The organism is Rhizobium sp. FG96 (genome assembly GCF_057808655.1).
The window spans coordinates 154,060-171,533 of sequence record NZ_JBMDIL010000016.1; the positions used below are offsets into that span (position 1 = coordinate 154,060).

Annotated in this window: 14 protein-coding genes and 1 pseudogene; 12 read left to right on the forward strand and 3 right to left on the reverse strand. The window is 62.2% G+C overall.

The annotated features are described in order from the left end of the window. Window positions 1-84: 84 nt before the first annotated feature. Window positions 85-1,342 (reverse strand): annotated as a pseudogene (locus ACODR6_RS27105) (sigma-54-dependent transcriptional regulator); the annotation flags it as partial. Window positions 1,343-1,550: 208 nt separating this feature from the next. Here ACODR6_RS27105 and ACODR6_RS27110 point away from each other — a divergent pair. From ACODR6_RS27110 to ACODR6_RS27120, 3 genes are all read left to right on the forward strand, one after another. After that, window positions 1,551-3,404 (forward strand): M3 family oligoendopeptidase, encoded by a 1,854-nt coding sequence (locus tag ACODR6_RS27110; RefSeq protein WP_489025439.1) that lies wholly within the window; start codon window positions 1,551-1,553, stop codon window positions 3,402-3,404. Between the two features lie 347 nt (window positions 3,405-3,751). Continuing rightward, window positions 3,752-4,858, forward strand: coding sequence for an aminodeoxychorismate synthase component I (locus tag ACODR6_RS27115; RefSeq protein ID WP_489025469.1), 1,107 nt, complete (start codon window positions 3,752-3,754; stop codon window positions 4,856-4,858). Continuing rightward, window positions 4,855-5,478, forward strand: coding sequence for an aminotransferase class IV family protein (locus ACODR6_RS27120; protein WP_489025440.1), 624 nt, complete (start codon window positions 4,855-4,857; stop codon window positions 5,476-5,478). Before ACODR6_RS27115 ends, ACODR6_RS27120 begins: the two co-directional genes overlap by 4 nt. Here the strand turns inward: ACODR6_RS27120 and ACODR6_RS27125 are convergent. Next, entirely contained in the window at window positions 5,475-6,377 is a 903-nt protein-coding gene (locus ACODR6_RS27125; RefSeq protein ID WP_489025442.1) for a GGDEF domain-containing protein, read from the reverse strand. The genes ACODR6_RS27120 and ACODR6_RS27125 overlap by 4 nt on opposite strands. A 128-nt stretch (window positions 6,378-6,505) precedes the next feature. Between ACODR6_RS27125 and ACODR6_RS27130 the strand changes: the two genes are divergently transcribed. The 8 genes from ACODR6_RS27130 to ACODR6_RS27165 all read left to right on the forward strand — a co-directional run bounded on the left by ACODR6_RS27130 (window position 6,506) and on the right by ACODR6_RS27165 (window position 14,708). Next, window positions 6,506-6,790: a YciI family protein gene (locus ACODR6_RS27130; protein WP_489025444.1), complete on the forward strand. Its 285-nt coding sequence runs from the start codon at window positions 6,506-6,508 to the stop codon at window positions 6,788-6,790. A 47-nt stretch (window positions 6,791-6,837) separates the two neighbouring features. Next, window positions 6,838-7,743: a heme-dependent oxidative N-demethylase family protein gene (locus ACODR6_RS27135; protein WP_489025446.1), complete on the forward strand. Its 906-nt coding sequence runs from the start codon at window positions 6,838-6,840 to the stop codon at window positions 7,741-7,743. Between the two features lie 135 nt (window positions 7,744-7,878). After that, window positions 7,879-9,333, forward strand: coding sequence for a homospermidine synthase (locus ACODR6_RS27140; protein WP_112719943.1), 1,455 nt, complete (start codon window positions 7,879-7,881; stop codon window positions 9,331-9,333). Window positions 9,334-9,503: 170 nt separating this feature from the next. Continuing rightward, entirely contained in the window at window positions 9,504-9,872 is a 369-nt protein-coding gene (omp10, locus tag ACODR6_RS27145) for an outer membrane lipoprotein Omp10 (protein WP_112719944.1), read from the forward strand. Between the two features lie 205 nt (window positions 9,873-10,077). Further along, a complete protein-coding gene (locus ACODR6_RS27150) occupies window positions 10,078-11,973 on the forward strand; it encodes a 5'-nucleotidase C-terminal domain-containing protein (RefSeq protein WP_489025449.1) in 1,896 nt (631 codons plus the stop codon). Window positions 11,974-12,101: 128 nt separating this feature from the next. Next, window positions 12,102-13,136: a ferrochelatase gene (gene hemH / locus ACODR6_RS27155; RefSeq protein ID WP_489025450.1), complete on the forward strand. Its 1,035-nt coding sequence runs from the start codon at window positions 12,102-12,104 to the stop codon at window positions 13,134-13,136. Between the two features lie 102 nt (window positions 13,137-13,238). Continuing rightward, window positions 13,239-14,249, forward strand: a complete 1,011-nt coding sequence (locus ACODR6_RS27160; protein ID WP_489025452.1) for an SPFH domain-containing protein — start codon at window positions 13,239-13,241, stop codon at window positions 14,247-14,249. A gap of 3 nt (window positions 14,250-14,252) precedes the next feature. Further along, on the forward strand, window positions 14,253-14,708 hold the full coding sequence (locus tag ACODR6_RS27165) for an NfeD family protein (protein ID WP_203428033.1): 456 nt from the start codon (window positions 14,253-14,255) through the stop codon (window positions 14,706-14,708). Here ACODR6_RS27165 and ACODR6_RS27170 read toward each other — a convergent pair whose 3' ends face one another. Next, entirely contained in the window at window positions 14,709-15,704 is a 996-nt protein-coding gene (locus tag ACODR6_RS27170) for a KpsF/GutQ family sugar-phosphate isomerase (RefSeq protein WP_112719949.1), read from the reverse strand. Between the two features lie 145 nt (window positions 15,705-15,849). On the opposite strand from ACODR6_RS27170, the gene ACODR6_RS27175 reads away from it, so the two are divergent. Beyond that, window positions 15,850-17,424: an outer membrane beta-barrel protein gene (locus ACODR6_RS27175; RefSeq protein ID WP_489025454.1), complete on the forward strand. Its 1,575-nt coding sequence runs from the start codon at window positions 15,850-15,852 to the stop codon at window positions 17,422-17,424. Window positions 17,425-17,474 lie beyond the last annotated feature (50 nt).

A 17,474-nucleotide genomic window follows, 5' to 3' on the forward strand; every position in this document is an offset into this window, starting at 1 on the left:
TTTCGCCATGGCGGCCAGACGTGTCGATCATCGACGGCGGCGGAACGCTGTAATCGGCCGCTGCGAACTCGGCTTCGCGGTCACGGTGCGAGTTGTCGGCCACGAGCGCCAGATGATCGACGACATCGTATTCCGGCAGCTGTGCGGCGATCTGCGGGAAGTCCGATTCCGTCAGCTCAGGCCCTTCTGCAAGCACCACAGCGCGGAAGATCGCATTTTCCAGCTGGCGGATATTGCCCGGCCAGTCATAGGCGGTCAGCAGCGCCAGAGCGCCAGCGCTGACGGTCATGCGGTGACCGTTCTTCTGTTCCGAAGAGAAACGGTCGGCAAAGACGCGCACCAGATGCGGGATGTCTTCCTTGCGCTTGCGCAGCGCCGGAATGGTGATCGGGAACACGTTGAGGCGATAGTAGAGGTCCTCGCGGAAGTGGCCGTTCTTGACCTCTTCGATAAGGTCCTTGTTGGTCGCCGAGATCAGCCGGACATTGACCTTATGGGCCGTGCGGGCGCCGACCGTTTCGATCTCGCCCTGCTGCACGGCGCGCAAAAGCTTCACCTGAACCTCAAGCGGCAGATCACCGATCTCGTCGAGGAAGATGGTGCCGCCGTCGGCTTCCATGAACTTGCCGATGTGGCGTTCGGTCGCGCCGGTGAACGCACCCTTCTCATGACCGAAGAGAATGCTTTCGACCAGATTGTGCGGGATCGCACCACAGTTGACGGTCACGAACGGCTTGCCAGAGCGATCGCCGGCCGACTGGATGGCACGGGCGACGAGCTCCTTGCCGACGCCGGACTCGCCTTCGAGAACGACCGGGATATTCGACTGGGCAGCGCGCTGCGCCAGATCGATGACGCGGATCATCGCCGGGCTTGCCGAGACGATATCATCGAAACCGACGACGCCTGAGCGCGAGCGGCGGCCGGCACGGGCCTTCACTTCACGCTGGTCGAGCTTCATCGCGTTGGCGATCGACGTTGCGATACGTTCCGGGGAAACCGGCTTGACGACGAAATCGAAGGCGCCGGCGCGCATCGCCTGGACGACCGTTTCGATACCGCCCTGGCCGGTCTGAACGATCACCGGGATCTGTGTGCCGAATTCGTGCACCGCCTCAAGAAACTCGAGACCGGTCATTTCCGGCATCATCAGATCGAGCACGATCACATTGAAGAGGCCAGCATCCCGCTTGACCATCTCCAGGCCGATGCGGCCGTTTTCTGCCTGATGGACGACGTGCCCGTGGCGCTCGATTGCGTTCTTCAACAGACGGCGCTGTACCGGGTCATCCTCGACCACGAGTATCTGCCCTGCCCCTTTGAGCTCATTGTAACCGGTCATTGTCGCCTCACTTCATGCGAAACCTAGGTTGCACTCTGCCCGAAAGGCTTGAACATCCAGTTTTGAGAAATAATCGCATTTTAACGATTGTGACGGTGGCGATTCCGTGCCGAAGCGGGGCCTTTTGGCTGCTGAAAACCCCTTGATACGGGGGCTTCTGGCGCATAGACAGTCAGACCTGTTTGAAAAGAGGAAGAGGAGCCCTGCCATGAATTTTGTGCTCAACGCCGCCGGTCTTAATTTTTCGGCAACATCTGCCGCCGGTGCATCCGACGCTGCGCTCGGCGATCTTCCGGTCTGGAAACTGCAGGATCTCTACCCTTCCGCAACCTCGACCGCCTTCACCAGCGACATGGAAAAGGCCGGCAAGAATTCGATCGCCTTCGAAGAGAAGTGGAAGGGCAAGCTGGCCGCCGCAGCCACCAAGACGGATGCGGAAGGTATCGGCCAGGCGCTGAAGGAATATGAGGCGCTCGACGATATCATCGGCCGTCTCGGCTCCTTTGCCGGCCTCACCTATTTCTCCGATACGACGAGCCCGGTGAACGGCAAGCTCTATGGCGACGTCCAGGCGCGCATCACCGAATTCTCCGGCCACCTGCTGTTCTTCGCGCTCGAGCTCAACCGCATCGACGACGCGGTGATGGACGCCTGCATGGCGAACGATCCCGCCGCCGGCCACTACCGCCCGTGGCTGGTCGACCTGCGCAAGGACAAGCCCTACCAGCTGGACGACAAGCTGGAGCAGCTCTTCCTTGAGAAGTCGATGACATCGGCTGCCGCCTTCAACCGGCTGTTCGACGAGACGATGGCCGAGCTGCGCTACGAGATCGACGGCGAGAAGCTGCCGCTCGAAGTGGCGCTCAACATGCTGCAGGATCCGAACCCGGAAGCCCGCCACAAGGCGGCGATGGCTCTGGCGGAAACCTTCAAGGCCAATATCCGCACCTTCACGCTGATCACTAATACGCTCGCCAAGGACAAGGACATCTCCGACCGCTGGCGCGGCTTCGAAGACATCGCCGACTCCAGGCATCTCGCCAACCGCGTCGAGCGCGAAGTCGTCGATGCCTTGGCTGCCGCCGTCAAGGAAGCCTACCCGCGCCTCTCGCACCGCTACTATTCGATGAAGGCGAAGTGGCTCGGAATGGACCAGATGAATTTCTGGGACCGCAACGCGCCGCTGCCGGAAACCTCGAACGCCGTCATTTCCTGGAACGAGGCAAAGGACACGGTCCTCTCCGCCTACGGCAATTTCGCACCCGAGATGGCCGCGATCGCAAAGCGCTTCTTCGACGAGGAATGGATCGACGCTCCGGTTCGCCCCGGTAAGGCGCCGGGCGCCTTCGCGCACCCGACCGTTCCCTCCGCGCATCCCTATGTGCTCGTCAACTACATGGGCAAGCCGCGCGACGTGATGACGCTCGCCCACGAACTCGGCCACGGCGTCCATCAGGTTCTGGCCGGCGGTCAGGGCGCGCTGATGTGCCAGACGCCGCTGACGCTGGCCGAGACCGCCTCGGTCTTCGGCGAGATGCTGACCTTCCGCGCACTGCTCGACAAGACCAGCGACAAGCGCGAGCGCAAGGCGATGCTCGCCCAGAAGGTCGAGGACATGATCAACACGGTCGTGCGCCAGATCGCCTTCTACGAATTCGAACGCAAGGTGCACACCGCCCGCAAGGCAGGAGAGCTGACCTCCGACGATATCGGCGAACTGTGGCTATCGGTGCAGTCCGAAAGCTTGGGCCCGGCGATCAAGATCTCCGAGGGATACGAGACCTACTGGGCCTATATCCCGCACTTCATCCACTCGCCCTTCTACGTCTACGCCTACGCCTTCGGCGACTGCCTGGTGAACTCGCTCTATGCCGTCTACCAGAAGGCCGACAAGGGTTTCCAGGACAAGTATTTCGAGCTCCTCAAGGCCGGCGGTACCAAGCACCACTCCGAACTCCTCAAGCCTTTCGGCCTCGACGCCACCGATCCGTCGTTCTGGAGCAAGGGCCTGTCGATGATCGAAGGGCTGATCGACGAATTGGAAGCTTTGGATAAGGGCTGAAGTGATAGGTCTTCTCCTTGCGAGGAGAAGGTGGCCCGAAGGGCGGTCGGCGAGACGACTTTCCGCATGTCAGGCGGGTTGCGCCGTCCTTGCTGCCGCCCAAGAGAGAGCGAATGACGCCAACCCACCCACTCCCTCATTCCTGCTCCCCGAGCTTGCTCGTGGGATGTCACAGGAATCCAGCCACGGCGCGTCTGCGCCGTGAAGGGAGTCTTTCGCGCCCAAGGACTTGGGCGCACTGGATCCCTGTGACATCCCACGAGCAAGCTCGGGGAGCAGGGATGAGGGAGGCGTAGGTGGGCAACGCACGCTTCATCCTCTTCCGCGACGATACCTCGGATCAGACGATGCTCTTTTCCGAGCCGTCCGAAATCATCATCGCCAACGACCGCGCCGAATTCTTCCCGGCCATGAAACGCATGCAGGACGCAAAAGCCGCCGGCAAATGGCTTGCGGGCTATATGTCCTACGAGACCGGCTACCTCTTCGAGGACAAGCTCGCCCCAAAACTACCGGCCAATCGCCAATCCCCCCTTCTCTGCTTCGGCATCTTCGACAGTCCGACACCAGACAGTCACCCCCTCGCCCAGCCTGTCCGCCGCCGCGACAACGAAGAGTTCCTCACCGCCCCAAAGGCCGGCTGGAATTTCGAAACCTATCGAGAGCGCTTCGACCGCCTCCACTGGCATCTGCGCCAGGGCGACTGCTATCAGGCGAACCTGACCATGCCCATCGAGGCGCGCTGGAGCGGCGATCCGCTCGCCGCCTTCTGGTCGCTGATCGAACGGCAGCCGGTGAAATACGGCGCCTATGCCGATCTCGGTGGTCCCATCGTCCTGTCGCGCTCGCCGGAACTCTTCTTCCGCACTGATGAGGACAGCTGGATCGAAACGCATCCGATGAAAGGCACCGCCAAGCGCGGCGCCGACGTGGCCGAGGACGAGGCGATCAAGGCGGCGATGCTCGCCGATATCAAGACGCAGGCCGAGAACCGGATGATCGTCGATCTGCTGCGCAACGATATCTCGCGGATCACCGAAGTCGGCACGCTGGATGTGCCGAAGCTCTTCGACATCGAGACCTATCCGACAGTGCACCAGATGGTGAGCCATGTGCAGGCGAAACTCCTGCCCGATCTGACAATCCGCGATATTTTCGCCGCCCTCTTCCCCTGCGGCTCGATCACCGGCGCCCCGAAGCTCAGCGCCATGCAGATCCTCGACGATCTCGAGGACCGGCCGCGCGACGTCTACTGCGGCGCGATCGGTATGATCGCTCCGACGGGCGCCATGCGCTTCTCCGTCGCCATCCGCACCATCAGCCTGTTCGACAACGGCCGCGCCGTCTTCAATGTCGGCGGCGGCATCGTCTTCGATTCGACCGCCGAAGCCGAATACGAGGAATGCCTGCTGAAGGCCCGCTTCGCCATCGGCGATCAGGAGATTGCCCGATGAGCAATTTCTCGCTGATTGAGACCCTGCGCTTCGAACCCGGTATCGGCTTCACCCGCCTGCGGCTGCATCTTGCCCGATTGGACCGCTCCGCCCGCCGCATCGGCTTACCCGCACCGTCTGCCGCAAAAGAGAAACTCGAAGAGGCCATCGCCGGTGCGACGACACCGCTGCGTGTCCGCCTGACGCTCGATGCCGCCGGGCGGATCGATGTCACGAGCGCGGCTTTCACCCCGCTGGCACCGGAGACAATCTGGAAAGTCCGCATTGCCTCGCAAAGGCTCGACAGTGCCGACAAGCTGCTGCGCATCAAGACCACGCGCCGGCAGGTCTATGAGGCCGCCCGGGCAGAATATCCAGCGAGTGAAGCCGACGAGGTGCTGATGCTCAACGAGAGGGACGAGGTCTGCGAAGGCACGATCACCTCGGTCTTTCTCGACGACGGCTCGGGCCTGTTGCGCACGCCGCCGATCTCCTGCGGCCTGCTTGCAGGCGTCTTACGCACCGAACTCATCTGCCAGCGCAAGGCCCGCGTCGGCAGGATCAGCCTCGCCGATATCGCCGGGGGCAGGCTCTACATGGGCAATTCGCTACGCGGCTTGATCCCCGCGGTGCTTGCCTAGGCTGCGATCTTCAGCCGGTCACGGCCGCTCTGCTTGGCAATGTAGAGCGCCTCGTCGGCCCGCGCATAGAGCTGCTGCACCGTGTCTCCGGCCTTGAGCTCTGCAAGCCCCGCCGAGCAGGTATATGAAAAGCCCGGTAGGGCCGGAAGCGGATGGGCAATGCGCACCAGCTCCAGCACGCGGTCGATGATCCGCTCGCCTTGTTCGAGCGTCGTATCCGGAAACACCAGCATGAATTCCTCGCCGCCGATCCGCCCGAAACTGTCGCGGCGCCTGATTACCGGCTGCACCCGCCGGGCGAAATCGATCAGCACCTGATCACCGACCTGATGGCCGAAATTGCCGTTGATGCGCTTGAAGAAATCGAGATCGACGATGCAGATGCAGCCGCTGAGCGCCGATGTTTCCTGGCGGGCGATCATGTTCTCCAGCGCAGCCATCATGAAGCGGCGGTTGGAGATACAGGTCAGCTCGTCGGTCTGCGATGCCCTCAGCGCGAAATCGCGATCCTGGCGCAGATCCCGCTGGCTGGTTTTCATATGGGTGATGTCGCTCGCCATGCACAGCATCCAGCCGTCGCGCTGCACCGTCTCCGTCATCCAGAACCAGCGCCCGTCGACGACATCCATCTCGAAGGCCCGGAACGGCAGCTTGCCGCGGCGGGACTGGGCAGACATCAGCCATGCCTCGAAATCCGTGGTGCGAATGATGGTGCCGCGCCCCGCCTTGGTGTTGCGGCGCATCAGCTCTGCCCATGTGGGCGTTTCGTCCGGCTCAAGCGCGAAGGTGGAGCGAAAGGCGGCATTTGTATATTGCACGCGGTCGTCCTGATCGTAGAGGACGATCATGACGGCGCTTTCCTCCTGCAACTCCGCAAGCCGCTCCGATATATTGGTCATGCGACGGTTCCGGGCGTACTAATGGCGATGTGTGGCACAATGCTTCAAAACTATAAAAAGAAAATGGATAAGGCAGTGCAATTTCTGTTATCAACAGCCCCAAAAAGGCACAACCCCCGGGATCAAAGATGCTCATACTTTCCCTCACCTATGTGAAGCCCAACGAAGAGGCCGACAAGCACATGGAGCCGCATATGGCCTGGGTGAAGGAAGGCTATGCGAAGGGCTGGTTCCTGGCCTCCGGCCGCAAGGTCCCCCGCACCGGCGGCGTCATCCTCGCCACCGGCGACCGCGCCGAAATCGAAGCCTATGTCGCCGCCGATCCGTTTACGGTGCATGGGGTGGCGGAGTATGAGGTGACCGAAGTGGCGCTGACGACGGTTAATGAGGGACTGGAAGCGTTGAAGGGCTAGCCTCTTTACTCTTGCATCAATCACCGCAAACCGGCAGTTTCCTGACAATGAAACTTCCCGCTTACACACCCTATGATGGATCCTCGAAGCCGTTCACTATCGGCTTGATGCCGCTCGATGCGGGCCGTTGGATCGAGCCGGATGGTGACCTTGGGCGTTATCTGGCGGAAAAGCGCGGGCTTCTCGCCGCACACCGCCAGGATGTGTTCGTTGCCGAGGACGATACGCAAGGGGCCCAGGAAGAATGTCTCGGCCTCCTCGCCGATCATCTCTGCTCCGCCTACCCGGATCGCTATGTCAGGCATGGCGACATCATCACGGCCGGCGGCACCGAAGTCGACCTCGCCGACGTGTCACTCCCGCCGCTGATGCGGGCCGGCCTGCTGATTGCCGACGACATTGTCATCATGCGCCGCAAGGACGATGGGTGGCATCTGGTCGCAGGCCATGTCTCCTTTCCGTCGTCCTGGTCGCTGCAGGAAAAGTTCGGCCGGCCGATGCAGGCGATCCATGCCGATGTTCCGGGCTTCAGCGAAGGCACGCGCAACGCGGCGCTGATCACCCGCATCTTCGACAATCTGCAGGTCACCCAACCCGTCGAGCGGATGAACTGGTCAGTCAACACGACAGGCGATCTGTTCCTGCCGGTGTCCAAGCACCGGCGCCCGCCGTCTTCCGAGGATTTCACGCTTGCGGAGCGCTTCGCCCGCGTTGAGCGGCAGACGCTGCGCAAGCTTCCGGTTTCCGGCGACATCGTCTTCACGATCCGCGTCTATGTCGATCCGATCGCCGCGATCGAGCATCACCCGCGCGCCGCCGAACTCGCGTCGAGTTTCGCCACGCAGCTTGCCGCGCTCGACGAACAGCAGACGGCTTACAAGGGATTGACACTGCAGAAAGCCGAGCTCGTGCAGAAGCTGCACAGCCTTGCACAACAGCTCGCACCCGCCTGATATTAGATTTCCCGGCCGAACGCTCTTTATTGTGACGCCATTTTGTGGTTAGAGCCGGTCACTTCGCGAATTTTCAGCCCATTTTGAAGAATTCTTCAGGCAGATCGCCTTCGTCGCCTTCCACAGGAGAAAAGAATGACGGAACAGAACCACCCGGTATATGCCGAAATTACCGGCCCGATCGTGATGATCGGCTTTGGCTCCATCGGCCGCGGCACGCTGCCGCTGATCGAGCGCCACTTCAAGTTCGACAAGAACCGGTTGGTTGTCATCGACCCGCGCGAAGAGCCGGGCGACATGGAAATCCTCAAGAAGCACGGCGTCCGTCACATCAAGGAATATGTGACCAAGGACAACTACAAGGACCTCCTGAAGCCGCTGCTGACGGAAGGCGAAGGCCAGGGCTTCTGCGTCAACCTCTCGGTTGATACCGGCTCGCTCGACCTGATGAAGCTCTGCCGCAAGCTCGACGTTCTCTACATCGATACCGTCGTCGAGCCGTGGCTCGGCTTCTATTTCGACAAGAACATGAAGAATGCCGACCGCACGAACTATGCACTGCGCGAAACCGTGCGCAAGGAAAAGGAAAAGAACCCGGGCGGCGCAACAGCCGTTTCCACCTGCGGTGCAAACCCGGGCATGGTTTCCTGGTTCGTCAAGCAGGCGCTGGTCAACCTCGCCAATGACACCGGCCTGAAGTTCGAAGAGCCGGATCAGCACGACCGCGAAGGCTGGGCGAAGCTGATGAAGAAGCTCGGCGTAAAGGGCGTCCACATTGCCGAGCGCGACACGCAGCTCACCAAGAACCCGAAGCCGCTCAACGTCTTCTGGAACACCTGGTCCGTCGAAGGCTTCATCTCCGAAGGTCTGCAGCCGGCCGAACTCGGCTGGGGCACCCACGAAAACTGGATGCCGAAGAACGCCAAGAAGCACAAGAAGGGCTGCAAGGCCGCCATCTACCTCGAGCAGCCCGGCGCCAACACCCGCGTTCGCACCTGGTGCCCGACGCCGGGTCCGCAGTACGGCTTCCTCGTCACCCACAACGAGTCCATCTCGATCGCCGATTACTTCACGGTGCGCGACAAGGACGGCGAAGTGACCTTCCGCCCGACCTGCCACTATGCCTACCATCCGGCGAACGACGCCGTTCTGTCGCTGCATGAAATGTTCGGCAACGGCGGCAACTCGCAGCCCGTTCACCACGTCCTCGACGAGGACGAACTGGTCGAAGGCATCGACGAACTCGGCGTGCTGCTCTACGGCCACGAGAAGAACGCCTACTGGTTCGGCTCGCGCCTGTCGCTCGAAGAAACCCGCCGCATCGCGCCGTACCAGAACGCCACCGGCCTGCAGGTCACGTCGGCCGTTCTGGCCGGCATGGTCTACGCTCTCGAAAACCCGAAGGCCGGCATCGTTGAAGCCGACGAGATCGACTACAAGCGCTGCCTCGAAGTGCAGCTGCCCTACCTCGGCCCGGTCGAAGGTCACTACACCGACTGGACCCCGCTTGATGGCCGTCCGGGCCTGTTCCCGGAAGATCTCGACACCAAGGATCCGTGGCAGTTCAAGAACATCCTCGTTCGCTCGTAATCGCGAACTGGTGAAAAACCAAGATGCCCGCCGCAAGGCGGGCATTTTTGTAACGCCTGCTGTGTAAATTCGCTTCGGCGTTGCAGAAGGCTTGCCTTGGCGGCCGCCCCGCGCCATGTTTTTTCCGAACTCTTGCGGATAAAGTCCGCCGTCAATCGCCGGAGAAGCTTATGAAGTTGAGAAATATTGCCGCGCTGGCGGCTGCCGCAGCAGCGCTCGCCGCCTGTGTTTCCTCTGATCCCCGCCCGATGCCTGTCGCCACAAGCGCCGCTCCGGCCGGTGTCGAAGGCGCATGGCGCGATCCGAACGGCATCGTCTCGACTTTCCAGGCCGGTACCTTCACCACCCGCACGACCGACAGCAACCAGCTGCTCGCCTCCGGTACCTATGTGAACACCGGTCCGTCTCTGGTTGAGATCAACATGACCTCGCTGGTGCGCAAGACGCAGTCGAAGGTCAATTGCGCCCTCGTCAACCCGACCCAGCTGAATTGCACCGCCGATTCCGGCTCGCAGTTCACGCTGACGCGCAGCATGTAACTGCGCTCGAAATCCGGACGATGAAAAGCTCCCCTTCGCGGGAGCTTTTTTGTTTACCGCTACTTGGAAAGCGCCGGGACTGGCACAGCTTTTCGCTTGCGGTTGCGCAGGCTTGATGAAAACATCCGGCGCGCCGGGTAACGGCTAAGAGGGATCGGCGGAACAGCCAGGGGTAAGCGCTGCCGCCGGAAATCAGGAGAACAGGATGACGAAATCCTTTAATTTCGGTCTGCTGACGGCATCCATGCTGGCGCTTAGCACAAGCGCCGCCTTTGCGGACTACCAGCTCAATATTCTTCACATCAACGATTTCCATTCACGCATTGAATCGATCAACAAGTTCGATTCCACCTGCTCTGCCGAGGAAGAAGGCAAGAAGGAATGCTTCGGCGGTGCCGCCCGCCTGAAGACCGCGATTGACCAGCGCCGCCAGGCTCTCACAGGCCAGAACGTGCTGCTGCTCAATGCCGGCGACAATTTCCAGGGCTCGCTCTTCTACACGACCTACAAGGGCGCGGCCGAAGCCGAAGTGCTGAACGCCATGAAGTTCGACGTCATGACCGTCGGCAACCATGAATTCGACGACAGCGAAGACGGCCTCGCCACCTTCCTCGACAAGGTTCAGTTCCCGGTCATCTCCGCCAACGTTCTCGCCGGTGACGGCTCCAAGCTCGGCGACCGCATCAAGCCGTCGCTGGTTCTCGATGTCGGCGGCCAGAAGATCGGCGTCGTCGGCGCCGTGACCAACGACACGGAAGAACTCTCCTCGCCCGGCCCGAAGGTGCTGATCGCCGACGACGTCGCCTCGATCACCGCAGCCGTTCAGGAGCTGAAGGCACAGGGCATCAACAAGATCATCGCGCTGACCCATGTCGGCTATCCGCGCGATCTCGCCTTCATCGCCAAGATCCCGGATGTCGACGTCGTTGTCGGCGGCCACTCGCACAGCCTGCTGTCGAATACCGATCCGAAAGCCGAAGGCCCCTATCCGACGATGGTGGACAATCCCGGCGGCTACAAGGTTCCGGTCGTGCAGGCCGCATCCTACAGCAAGTATCTCGGCGATCTCGTCGTCGACTTCGACGACAACGGCGTCGTCAAGAGCGCCAAGGGCGATCCGATCCTGATCGACTCCTCCTTCACGCCCGATCCGGCGCTGACGGCACGCATTGCCGAGCTCGCAAAGCCGATCGAAGACCTCCGCAAGAAGGTCATCGGTGCCTCGGAAGGCCCGATCGAGGGCGACCGCACCGTTTGCCGCGTCAAGGAATGCTCGATGGGCAACCTCGTCGCTGACGCGATGCTCGACCGCACCAAGAGCCAAGGCGTCCAGATCGCCATCCAGAACGGCGGCGGTCTGCGTGCCTCCATCGATGGCGGCGAAGTCACCCAGGGCGAAGTCATCACCGTCCTGCCCTTCCAGAACACGCTGGCGACGTTCCAGCTGACCGGCGCCGACGTCGTCAAGGCGCTGGAGAACGGCGTCAGCCAGATCGACCAGGGCGCCGGCCGCTTCGCGCAGGTCGCCGGCCTGAAATACACCTTCGATCAGTCGAAGCCCGTCGGCAGCCGCGTCAGCGATGTTCAGGTGAAGACCGGCGATGCCTTCGCGCCGATCGACCCGGCCAAGACCTATGGCGTTGCCACCAACAACTTCATGCGCGCGGGCGGCGACGGCTATTCGATCTTTGATACCGCCGGCAAGAACGCCTATGACTTCGGCCCCGATCTTGCCGACGTCACTGTCGAGTATCTGACGGCGCACAACCCCTACAAGCCCTACACCGACGGCCGCGTCACCGAGATCGCTGCAGCCGGCACCGCTGCTGCCCCGGCCGCGCCTGCTGCACCCGCTGCTCCGGCTGCACCCGCTGCTCCGGCGGCACCGGCACCGTCTGCCGAACCGGCTGCACCGGCCGCTTCCGCACCGGCTGCCGCAACGCCGTCCAGCCATGTGATCGCCGCCGGTGACACGCTCTGGGATCTCGCCAAGCAGTTCTACGGCAATGGCGAACTCTGGAAGAAGATCTCCGAAGCCAATGGCAGCCCGAACCCGCGCCGCCTGATGGTCGGCGAGGAGCTGAAGCTTCCCGCGAAGTAAGACGATTTGTCCCGATCTTCGAAGCCGGTCCGGGGTTCCCCGGGCCGGCTTTTCTACTTATAGGGTTGAACCAACCGAGCCCGGCTGCGTATGAGCGGGGCGAAGACATCATGAGCGTTGGGGCCAGTATGACTGCTGAAATTTCGAACCGCCCGGCGGACCATCCGCCCGTCAGCTTTGGCAAGGTGGGAGTGCTGCTCGTCAATCTCGGCACGCCCGATGGCACCGACTACAAATCGATGCGGCGTTATCTCCGGGAGTTCCTGACCGACAAGCGCGTCATCGAATGGTCGCCGTGGAAATGGTACCCGATCCTCTTCGGCATCGTCCTCAACACCCGCCCCAGCAAGGTGGGCAAGGCTTACGAGCTGATCTGGAACAAGGAAAAGGACGAGAGCTACCTGCGCACCTACACCCGCAACCAGGCAGAACTGATGGCTGCGCGGCTGAAGGATCTGCCCAATGTCGTCGTCGACTGGGCGATGCGCTACGGCAACCCCTCCATCGCCTCGAAAATCGACAGCCTGAAGGCGGCGGGCTGCGACCGCATCGTGCTCTTCCCGCTCTATCCGCAATATGCGGCAGCGACGACGGCGACCGTCAACGACAAGGCCTTCCAGAAGCTCTTGACCATGCGCTGGCAGCCGGCGGTGCGCACCGTCCCTGAGTATCACGACGACGAGACCTATATCGAAGCGCTCGCCAACTCCGTGCAGCAGCACCTCGCGACGCTCGATTGGGAGCCGGAGATGGTGCTCGCCTCGTTCCACGGCATCCCGATGTCCTACTTCAAGCAGGGCGATCCCTATTACTGCCAGTGCCAGAAGACCGGACGCCTGCTGCGCGAGCGCCTGGGGCTGCCGAAGGAAAAGTTCATGGTCACCTTCCAGTCCCGCTTCGGGCCGGAAGAATGGCTGCAGCCCTATACCGACAAGACCGTCGAGAAGCTGGCGCAGGACGGCGTCAAGAAGATCGCCGTCCTCAACCCTGGCTTCGTTTCCGACTGTCTGGAAACGCTGGAAGAAATCGCCGAACAGGCGGCCCATTCGTTCCATGAGAATGGCGGCGAGAAATTCACCCATATCCCCTGTCTCAACGACAGCGAGGACGGCATGCGCGTGCTCGAAAAGGTGGTCCGCCGGGAGCTGCTCGGCTGGGTCTGATCCAGACAGCGGCTTTTTGTTGCGGATCGTTGCAAATAACGGGATAAGTCTCCACGTTTGATGTGTGCCGGATTTTCCGGCAACAACCGGTGGAGGAATTTCATGGTCCTGGGCGGCTTCGACATCGTCGTCATCGCACTCGTCATCTTCGTCATCCTGGTGCTGTTTGCCGGCATCAAGACGGTGCCGCAGGGCTATCGCTACACGATCGAGCGCTTCGGCCGCTATACGCGCACGCTGGAGCCCGGCCTCAACCTGATCACCCCCTTCATCGAGCGCGTCGGCGCGAAGATGAATGTGATGGAGCAGGTCCTGAATGTGCCAACGCAGGAAGTGATCACCAAGGACAACGCCTCGGTCTCCGCCGATGCCGTGTCCTTTTATCAGGTGCTGAACGCCGCACAGGCCGCCTATCAGGTCTCCAACCTCGAAAACGCCATTCTCAACCTGACCATGACCAATATCCGCTCGGTCATGGGCTCGATGGATCTCGACGAGCTGCTCTCCAACCGCGACGCCATCAACGACCGCCTGCTGCGCGTCGTCGACGAGGCGGTGCATCCCTGGGGCATCAAGGTCACGCGCGTCGAGATCAAGGACATCCAGCCGCCCCGCGACCTCGTCGATGCCATGGCCCGCCAGATGAAAGCCGAGCGCGAGAAGCGCGCTCAGGTTCTGGAAGCGGAAGGCTCACGAAACGCCCAGATCCTGCGCGCCGAAGGCGCCAAGCAGTCGGCCATTCTGCAGGCCGAGGGACAGCGCGAAGCCGCCTTCCGCAACGCCGAAGCACGCGAACGCCTGGCCGAAGCCGAAGCCAAGGCAACGAAGATGGTCTCCGAGGCGATCGCCGCTGGTGACGTCCAGGCGATCAACTATTTCGTGGCGCAGAAATACACTGAAGCCCTGACATCGATCGGTTCGGCGCCAAACTCCAAGGTCGTGCTGATGCCGATCGAGGCTTCGTCCATTATCGGCTCGCTGAGCGGCATCGGCGCCATCGCCAAGGAAGTCTTCGGCGACGGCAGCACCCCGCCCGCGCCTCAGCCGCCCCGGCAGGTAGCGCAGCGCAGCACGCCGCCCGTCAACCCCTTCAACCAGAACCCGGAGCGCTGACGCATGCTGGCACGCATCGTTGCAGAGCTCGGGCCCTGGACCTGGTGGGTAGCCGGCCTCGTGCTGCTGGCCGCCGAAATGATCGTGCCCGGCTTCTTCCTCGTCTGGATCGGGCTGGCGGCGCTTGCCGTCGGCATCCTGTCGCTGCTGCTCTGGGATGCGGGCTTCTGGGTCTGGGAAGTACAGCTCATCCTGTTCGCGGCGCTCTCGGTCGCCGCGACCTTTATCGGCCGCCGCCTGACGCTGCGCCACGATGCGACCGACGAGCCGTTTCTCAATCAGCGCGGCGCGAGCCTTGTCGGGCGCACAGCCACGCTGGCGGAGCCGATCACTGAAGGCCGCGGCCGGATAAAGCTGGATGATACGATCTGGCAGGTCATGGGACCGGACCTGCCGGCCGGCACCCGCGTCAGGGTCGTCGCCAGCACCGGGCGCGACCTGACGGTGGAAGCCGCCTGATCAGGCGACGCCGATCCGCAAGAGATCGTGGAAATGGACGAGCCCCACTGGGCGGTTGTCGTCGTCGACGACGATCAGCGCGCCGATGTGATATTCCTCGAGCAAGGCAAGCGCAGCCGTCGCAAGCACCTTCGGCTTCACCACCTTCGGCGTCCGCGTCATGATGTCGTCGACTGCCAGTTCGGCAAGATTGCGCGACAGGTTGCGTGCCATATCGCCTTCGGTGACGATGCCGCAAAGCTTCCCGTCGCCGTCGAGAACGCCGACGCAGCCGAAATGCTTGCTCGACAGAACCTTGATCGCATCCTGCATCGGCGTACCCTCCGCCACCAGCGGCAGACGGTCACCTTTGTGCATGATGTCGGAGACGTGAGTCAGGCTCGCGCCCAGCTTGCCGCCCGGATGGAAGACGTGGAAGTCGCGGGCCGTGAAGCCGCGCGCATCGAGCAGCGCCATTGCGAGCGCGTCACCGATCGCCAGCTGCATCATCGCCGATGTCGTCGGCGCCAGACCGTGCGGACAAGCTTCCATCTCTTTCGGCAGCTTCAATACGATATCGGCCGCCTCGCCCAAAACGGACTTTTCATCGCAGGTAATGGCGATCAGCGGGATCGAGAAGCGGCGGGAGTAGTTCAGGATCGCCTTCAGTTCCGGCGCTTGGCCGCTCCAGGAAACGGCAATGATCGCGTCCTGATCACCGATCATGCCGAGGTCGCCATGGTTGGCCTCGGCGGCATGGACGAAGAACGCAGGCGTGCCCGTTGAAGCGAATGTCGCCGCGAGCTTGACGCCGATATGGCCGCTCTTGCCAACGCCGGTTACCACGAGGCGCCCCTTGATGGCGCTGATCGTCTCGACGGCCTGACTGAAGGGTCCGGAGAGACCATCGTCGAGCGCCCGCTCAAGGGCTTCAAGGCCGCGCCGCTCGATGCTGATGGTCCGCCGCGCGGACTCCAGCACGCTGTTTTCGATCAGATTGACGACTTTTCTCATCATGTGCCTGCGTTACCGCTTTTCACTGTGGCTGTCCATCGTTGTCGCGCTCGCAAGCACAGGCCGCCTCGGTCGTCCTAAACGAATGATTAACTATGACACTTTACTTTCGGGTAACGAGTTGAAGCATGCCACACGCGGATTCTGAATGGGCAAGGAACGTGATACGAGCAGTTTGACGCCGCTCCGTGCGACGCGCTTTGCCGTGTCTGCCGTTCTTCTCACCGCAGCGCTGCCGCAGATCGCCTTCGCGCAGTCGGCGCAGACCTACGGCAGCGGCACATCCGCCTATCAATCATCGTCCCAATATTCTTCCGGCGGCAACGCCGGCGATCAGCAGGCGCAAACCGTTGATCTTGATGGCGACGGCGTCCCGGATCCCGGCCAGCCCGGCGTTCCCTCCCCCGATGGCACGGCGACCCAGACCGGCACCACGCAGCAGACCGGCACGGTATCCACCACGGCAAGCGGAGACCAGCAGCCGAGCGACGAAACAACCGGCTCGATCCTCGACGAGGACATCCGCCGCCTGAACACCCGCGAACCGGCGATCGATGAGCGCCGCCTGCCGCGCAAGGCCGACGATACGCTGACCGAGAAGGACACCGACGGCATCCGCGTCGGCACCTTCATCCTGCGCCCGTCAATCACCCAGTCGATCAATACCGAGACGACCAAGGATAACGGCATCAAGGAAAGCCGCGGCTTCCTGCAGACCGACGGCAATGCGACGCTGACCTCCGATTGGGGCCTGCACCAGCTGAGAGTCACCAGCGAGGGCAGCTGGCAGCAGAATATCAGCGGCGAAGGCGAGGAACAGCCGTCCTTCCAGATCGATGGCGATCTGCGCCTCGATCTGCCCGAGGACACCACCGCCCATCTCAAGGGCGGCTACCGCTTCTACCGCGAAGACACCGACGATCCGAACGCCATCTCCGACGCCGACGAGCAGTCGAACGTCCAGGAATTCAGCACCGGCGCCTCGATCGAGCGCGACTTCGGCGTCTTGCGCGGCACGACGGAAATCGGCGTCGTCCGGACGATCTATTCCGACGTGACGCTGGCGAACGGCACGACTGTTTCCCTCAGCGACCGCGACCAGACCGCCGGGAATTTCCGCGCCCGCATCGGCTACGAGCTCTCCCCGGCGCTCATCCCCTTCATCGAAGGCACCGTCGGCAAGACCGTCTATGACGAGACGCACGACAGCTCAGGCTATGCGCGCTCCGGCAACAGCTACGGCGCCAAGGCCGGTGTTCAGATCGATCTCGGCGAGAAATTGAAGGGCGAGGTCAGCGCCGGTTACGAGACGGCCAATTTCGACGACGACCGTCTGTCCTCGATTGATACGGCAACCGTCGATGCCAATATCGTCTGGTCGCCGCTGCGCGGCACCAATGTCGGCTTCGACCTGCAGACCAGCATTCAGCCCTCCACCACGCCGGGCCTGAGCGGTTACGTCTCGCATGCCCTGTCGACAACGATCACGCATCAGCTGCGTGACAATCTGCAGGCAACGGTTCTGGGTGGGGTGACGCTCCGCGACTATCCGGCCGGAGCAAGCAGCGACGAGACCGTTTATACGACGAGCGCCGGTCTGATCTGGAACATCAACCGCTATCTCGATCTGACGAGCACTGTCGGCTACGAGCTGACGACGCGGGATGAAGGCACCGACTCGCAGCAATGGCGAGCCGGTGTCGGTTTGCGGTTGAAGCGCTAGAGCGCCGTGCGTCCATATGGACGCACAAAGGACGCTCTAACTCTTTGAAT

What these genes read in the sequence shown, in the direction of transcription:
- ACODR6_RS27110 (WP_489025439.1), top strand. Translation starts at nt 1,551, where the DNA reads ATGAATTTTGTGCTCAACGCCGCCGGTCTTAATTTTTCGGCAACATCT.
- ACODR6_RS27115 (WP_489025469.1), top strand. Translation starts at nt 3,752, where the DNA reads ATGCTCTTTTCCGAGCCGTCCGAAATCATCATCGCCAACGACCGCGCC.
- ACODR6_RS27120 (WP_489025440.1), top strand. Translation starts at nt 4,855, where the DNA reads ATGAGCAATTTCTCGCTGATTGAGACCCTGCGCTTCGAACCCGGTATC.
- ACODR6_RS27125 (WP_489025442.1), bottom strand. Translation starts at nt 6,377, where the DNA reads ATGACCAATATATCGGAGCGGCTTGCGGAGTTGCAGGAGGAAAGCGCC.
- ACODR6_RS27130 (WP_489025444.1), top strand. Translation starts at nt 6,506, where the DNA reads ATGCTCATACTTTCCCTCACCTATGTGAAGCCCAACGAAGAGGCCGAC.
- ACODR6_RS27135 (WP_489025446.1), top strand. Translation starts at nt 6,838, where the DNA reads ATGAAACTTCCCGCTTACACACCCTATGATGGATCCTCGAAGCCGTTC.
- ACODR6_RS27140 (WP_112719943.1), top strand. Translation starts at nt 7,879, where the DNA reads ATGACGGAACAGAACCACCCGGTATATGCCGAAATTACCGGCCCGATC.
- omp10 (WP_112719944.1), top strand. Translation starts at nt 9,504, where the DNA reads ATGAAGTTGAGAAATATTGCCGCGCTGGCGGCTGCCGCAGCAGCGCTC.
- ACODR6_RS27150 (WP_489025449.1), top strand. Translation starts at nt 10,078, where the DNA reads ATGACGAAATCCTTTAATTTCGGTCTGCTGACGGCATCCATGCTGGCG.
- hemH (WP_489025450.1), top strand. Translation starts at nt 12,102, where the DNA reads ATGACTGCTGAAATTTCGAACCGCCCGGCGGACCATCCGCCCGTCAGC.
- ACODR6_RS27160 (WP_489025452.1), top strand. Translation starts at nt 13,239, where the DNA reads ATGGTCCTGGGCGGCTTCGACATCGTCGTCATCGCACTCGTCATCTTC.
- ACODR6_RS27165 (WP_203428033.1), top strand. Translation starts at nt 14,253, where the DNA reads ATGCTGGCACGCATCGTTGCAGAGCTCGGGCCCTGGACCTGGTGGGTA.
- ACODR6_RS27170 (WP_112719949.1), bottom strand. Translation starts at nt 15,704, where the DNA reads ATGATGAGAAAAGTCGTCAATCTGATCGAAAACAGCGTGCTGGAGTCC.
- ACODR6_RS27175 (WP_489025454.1), top strand. Translation starts at nt 15,850, where the DNA reads ATGGGCAAGGAACGTGATACGAGCAGTTTGACGCCGCTCCGTGCGACG.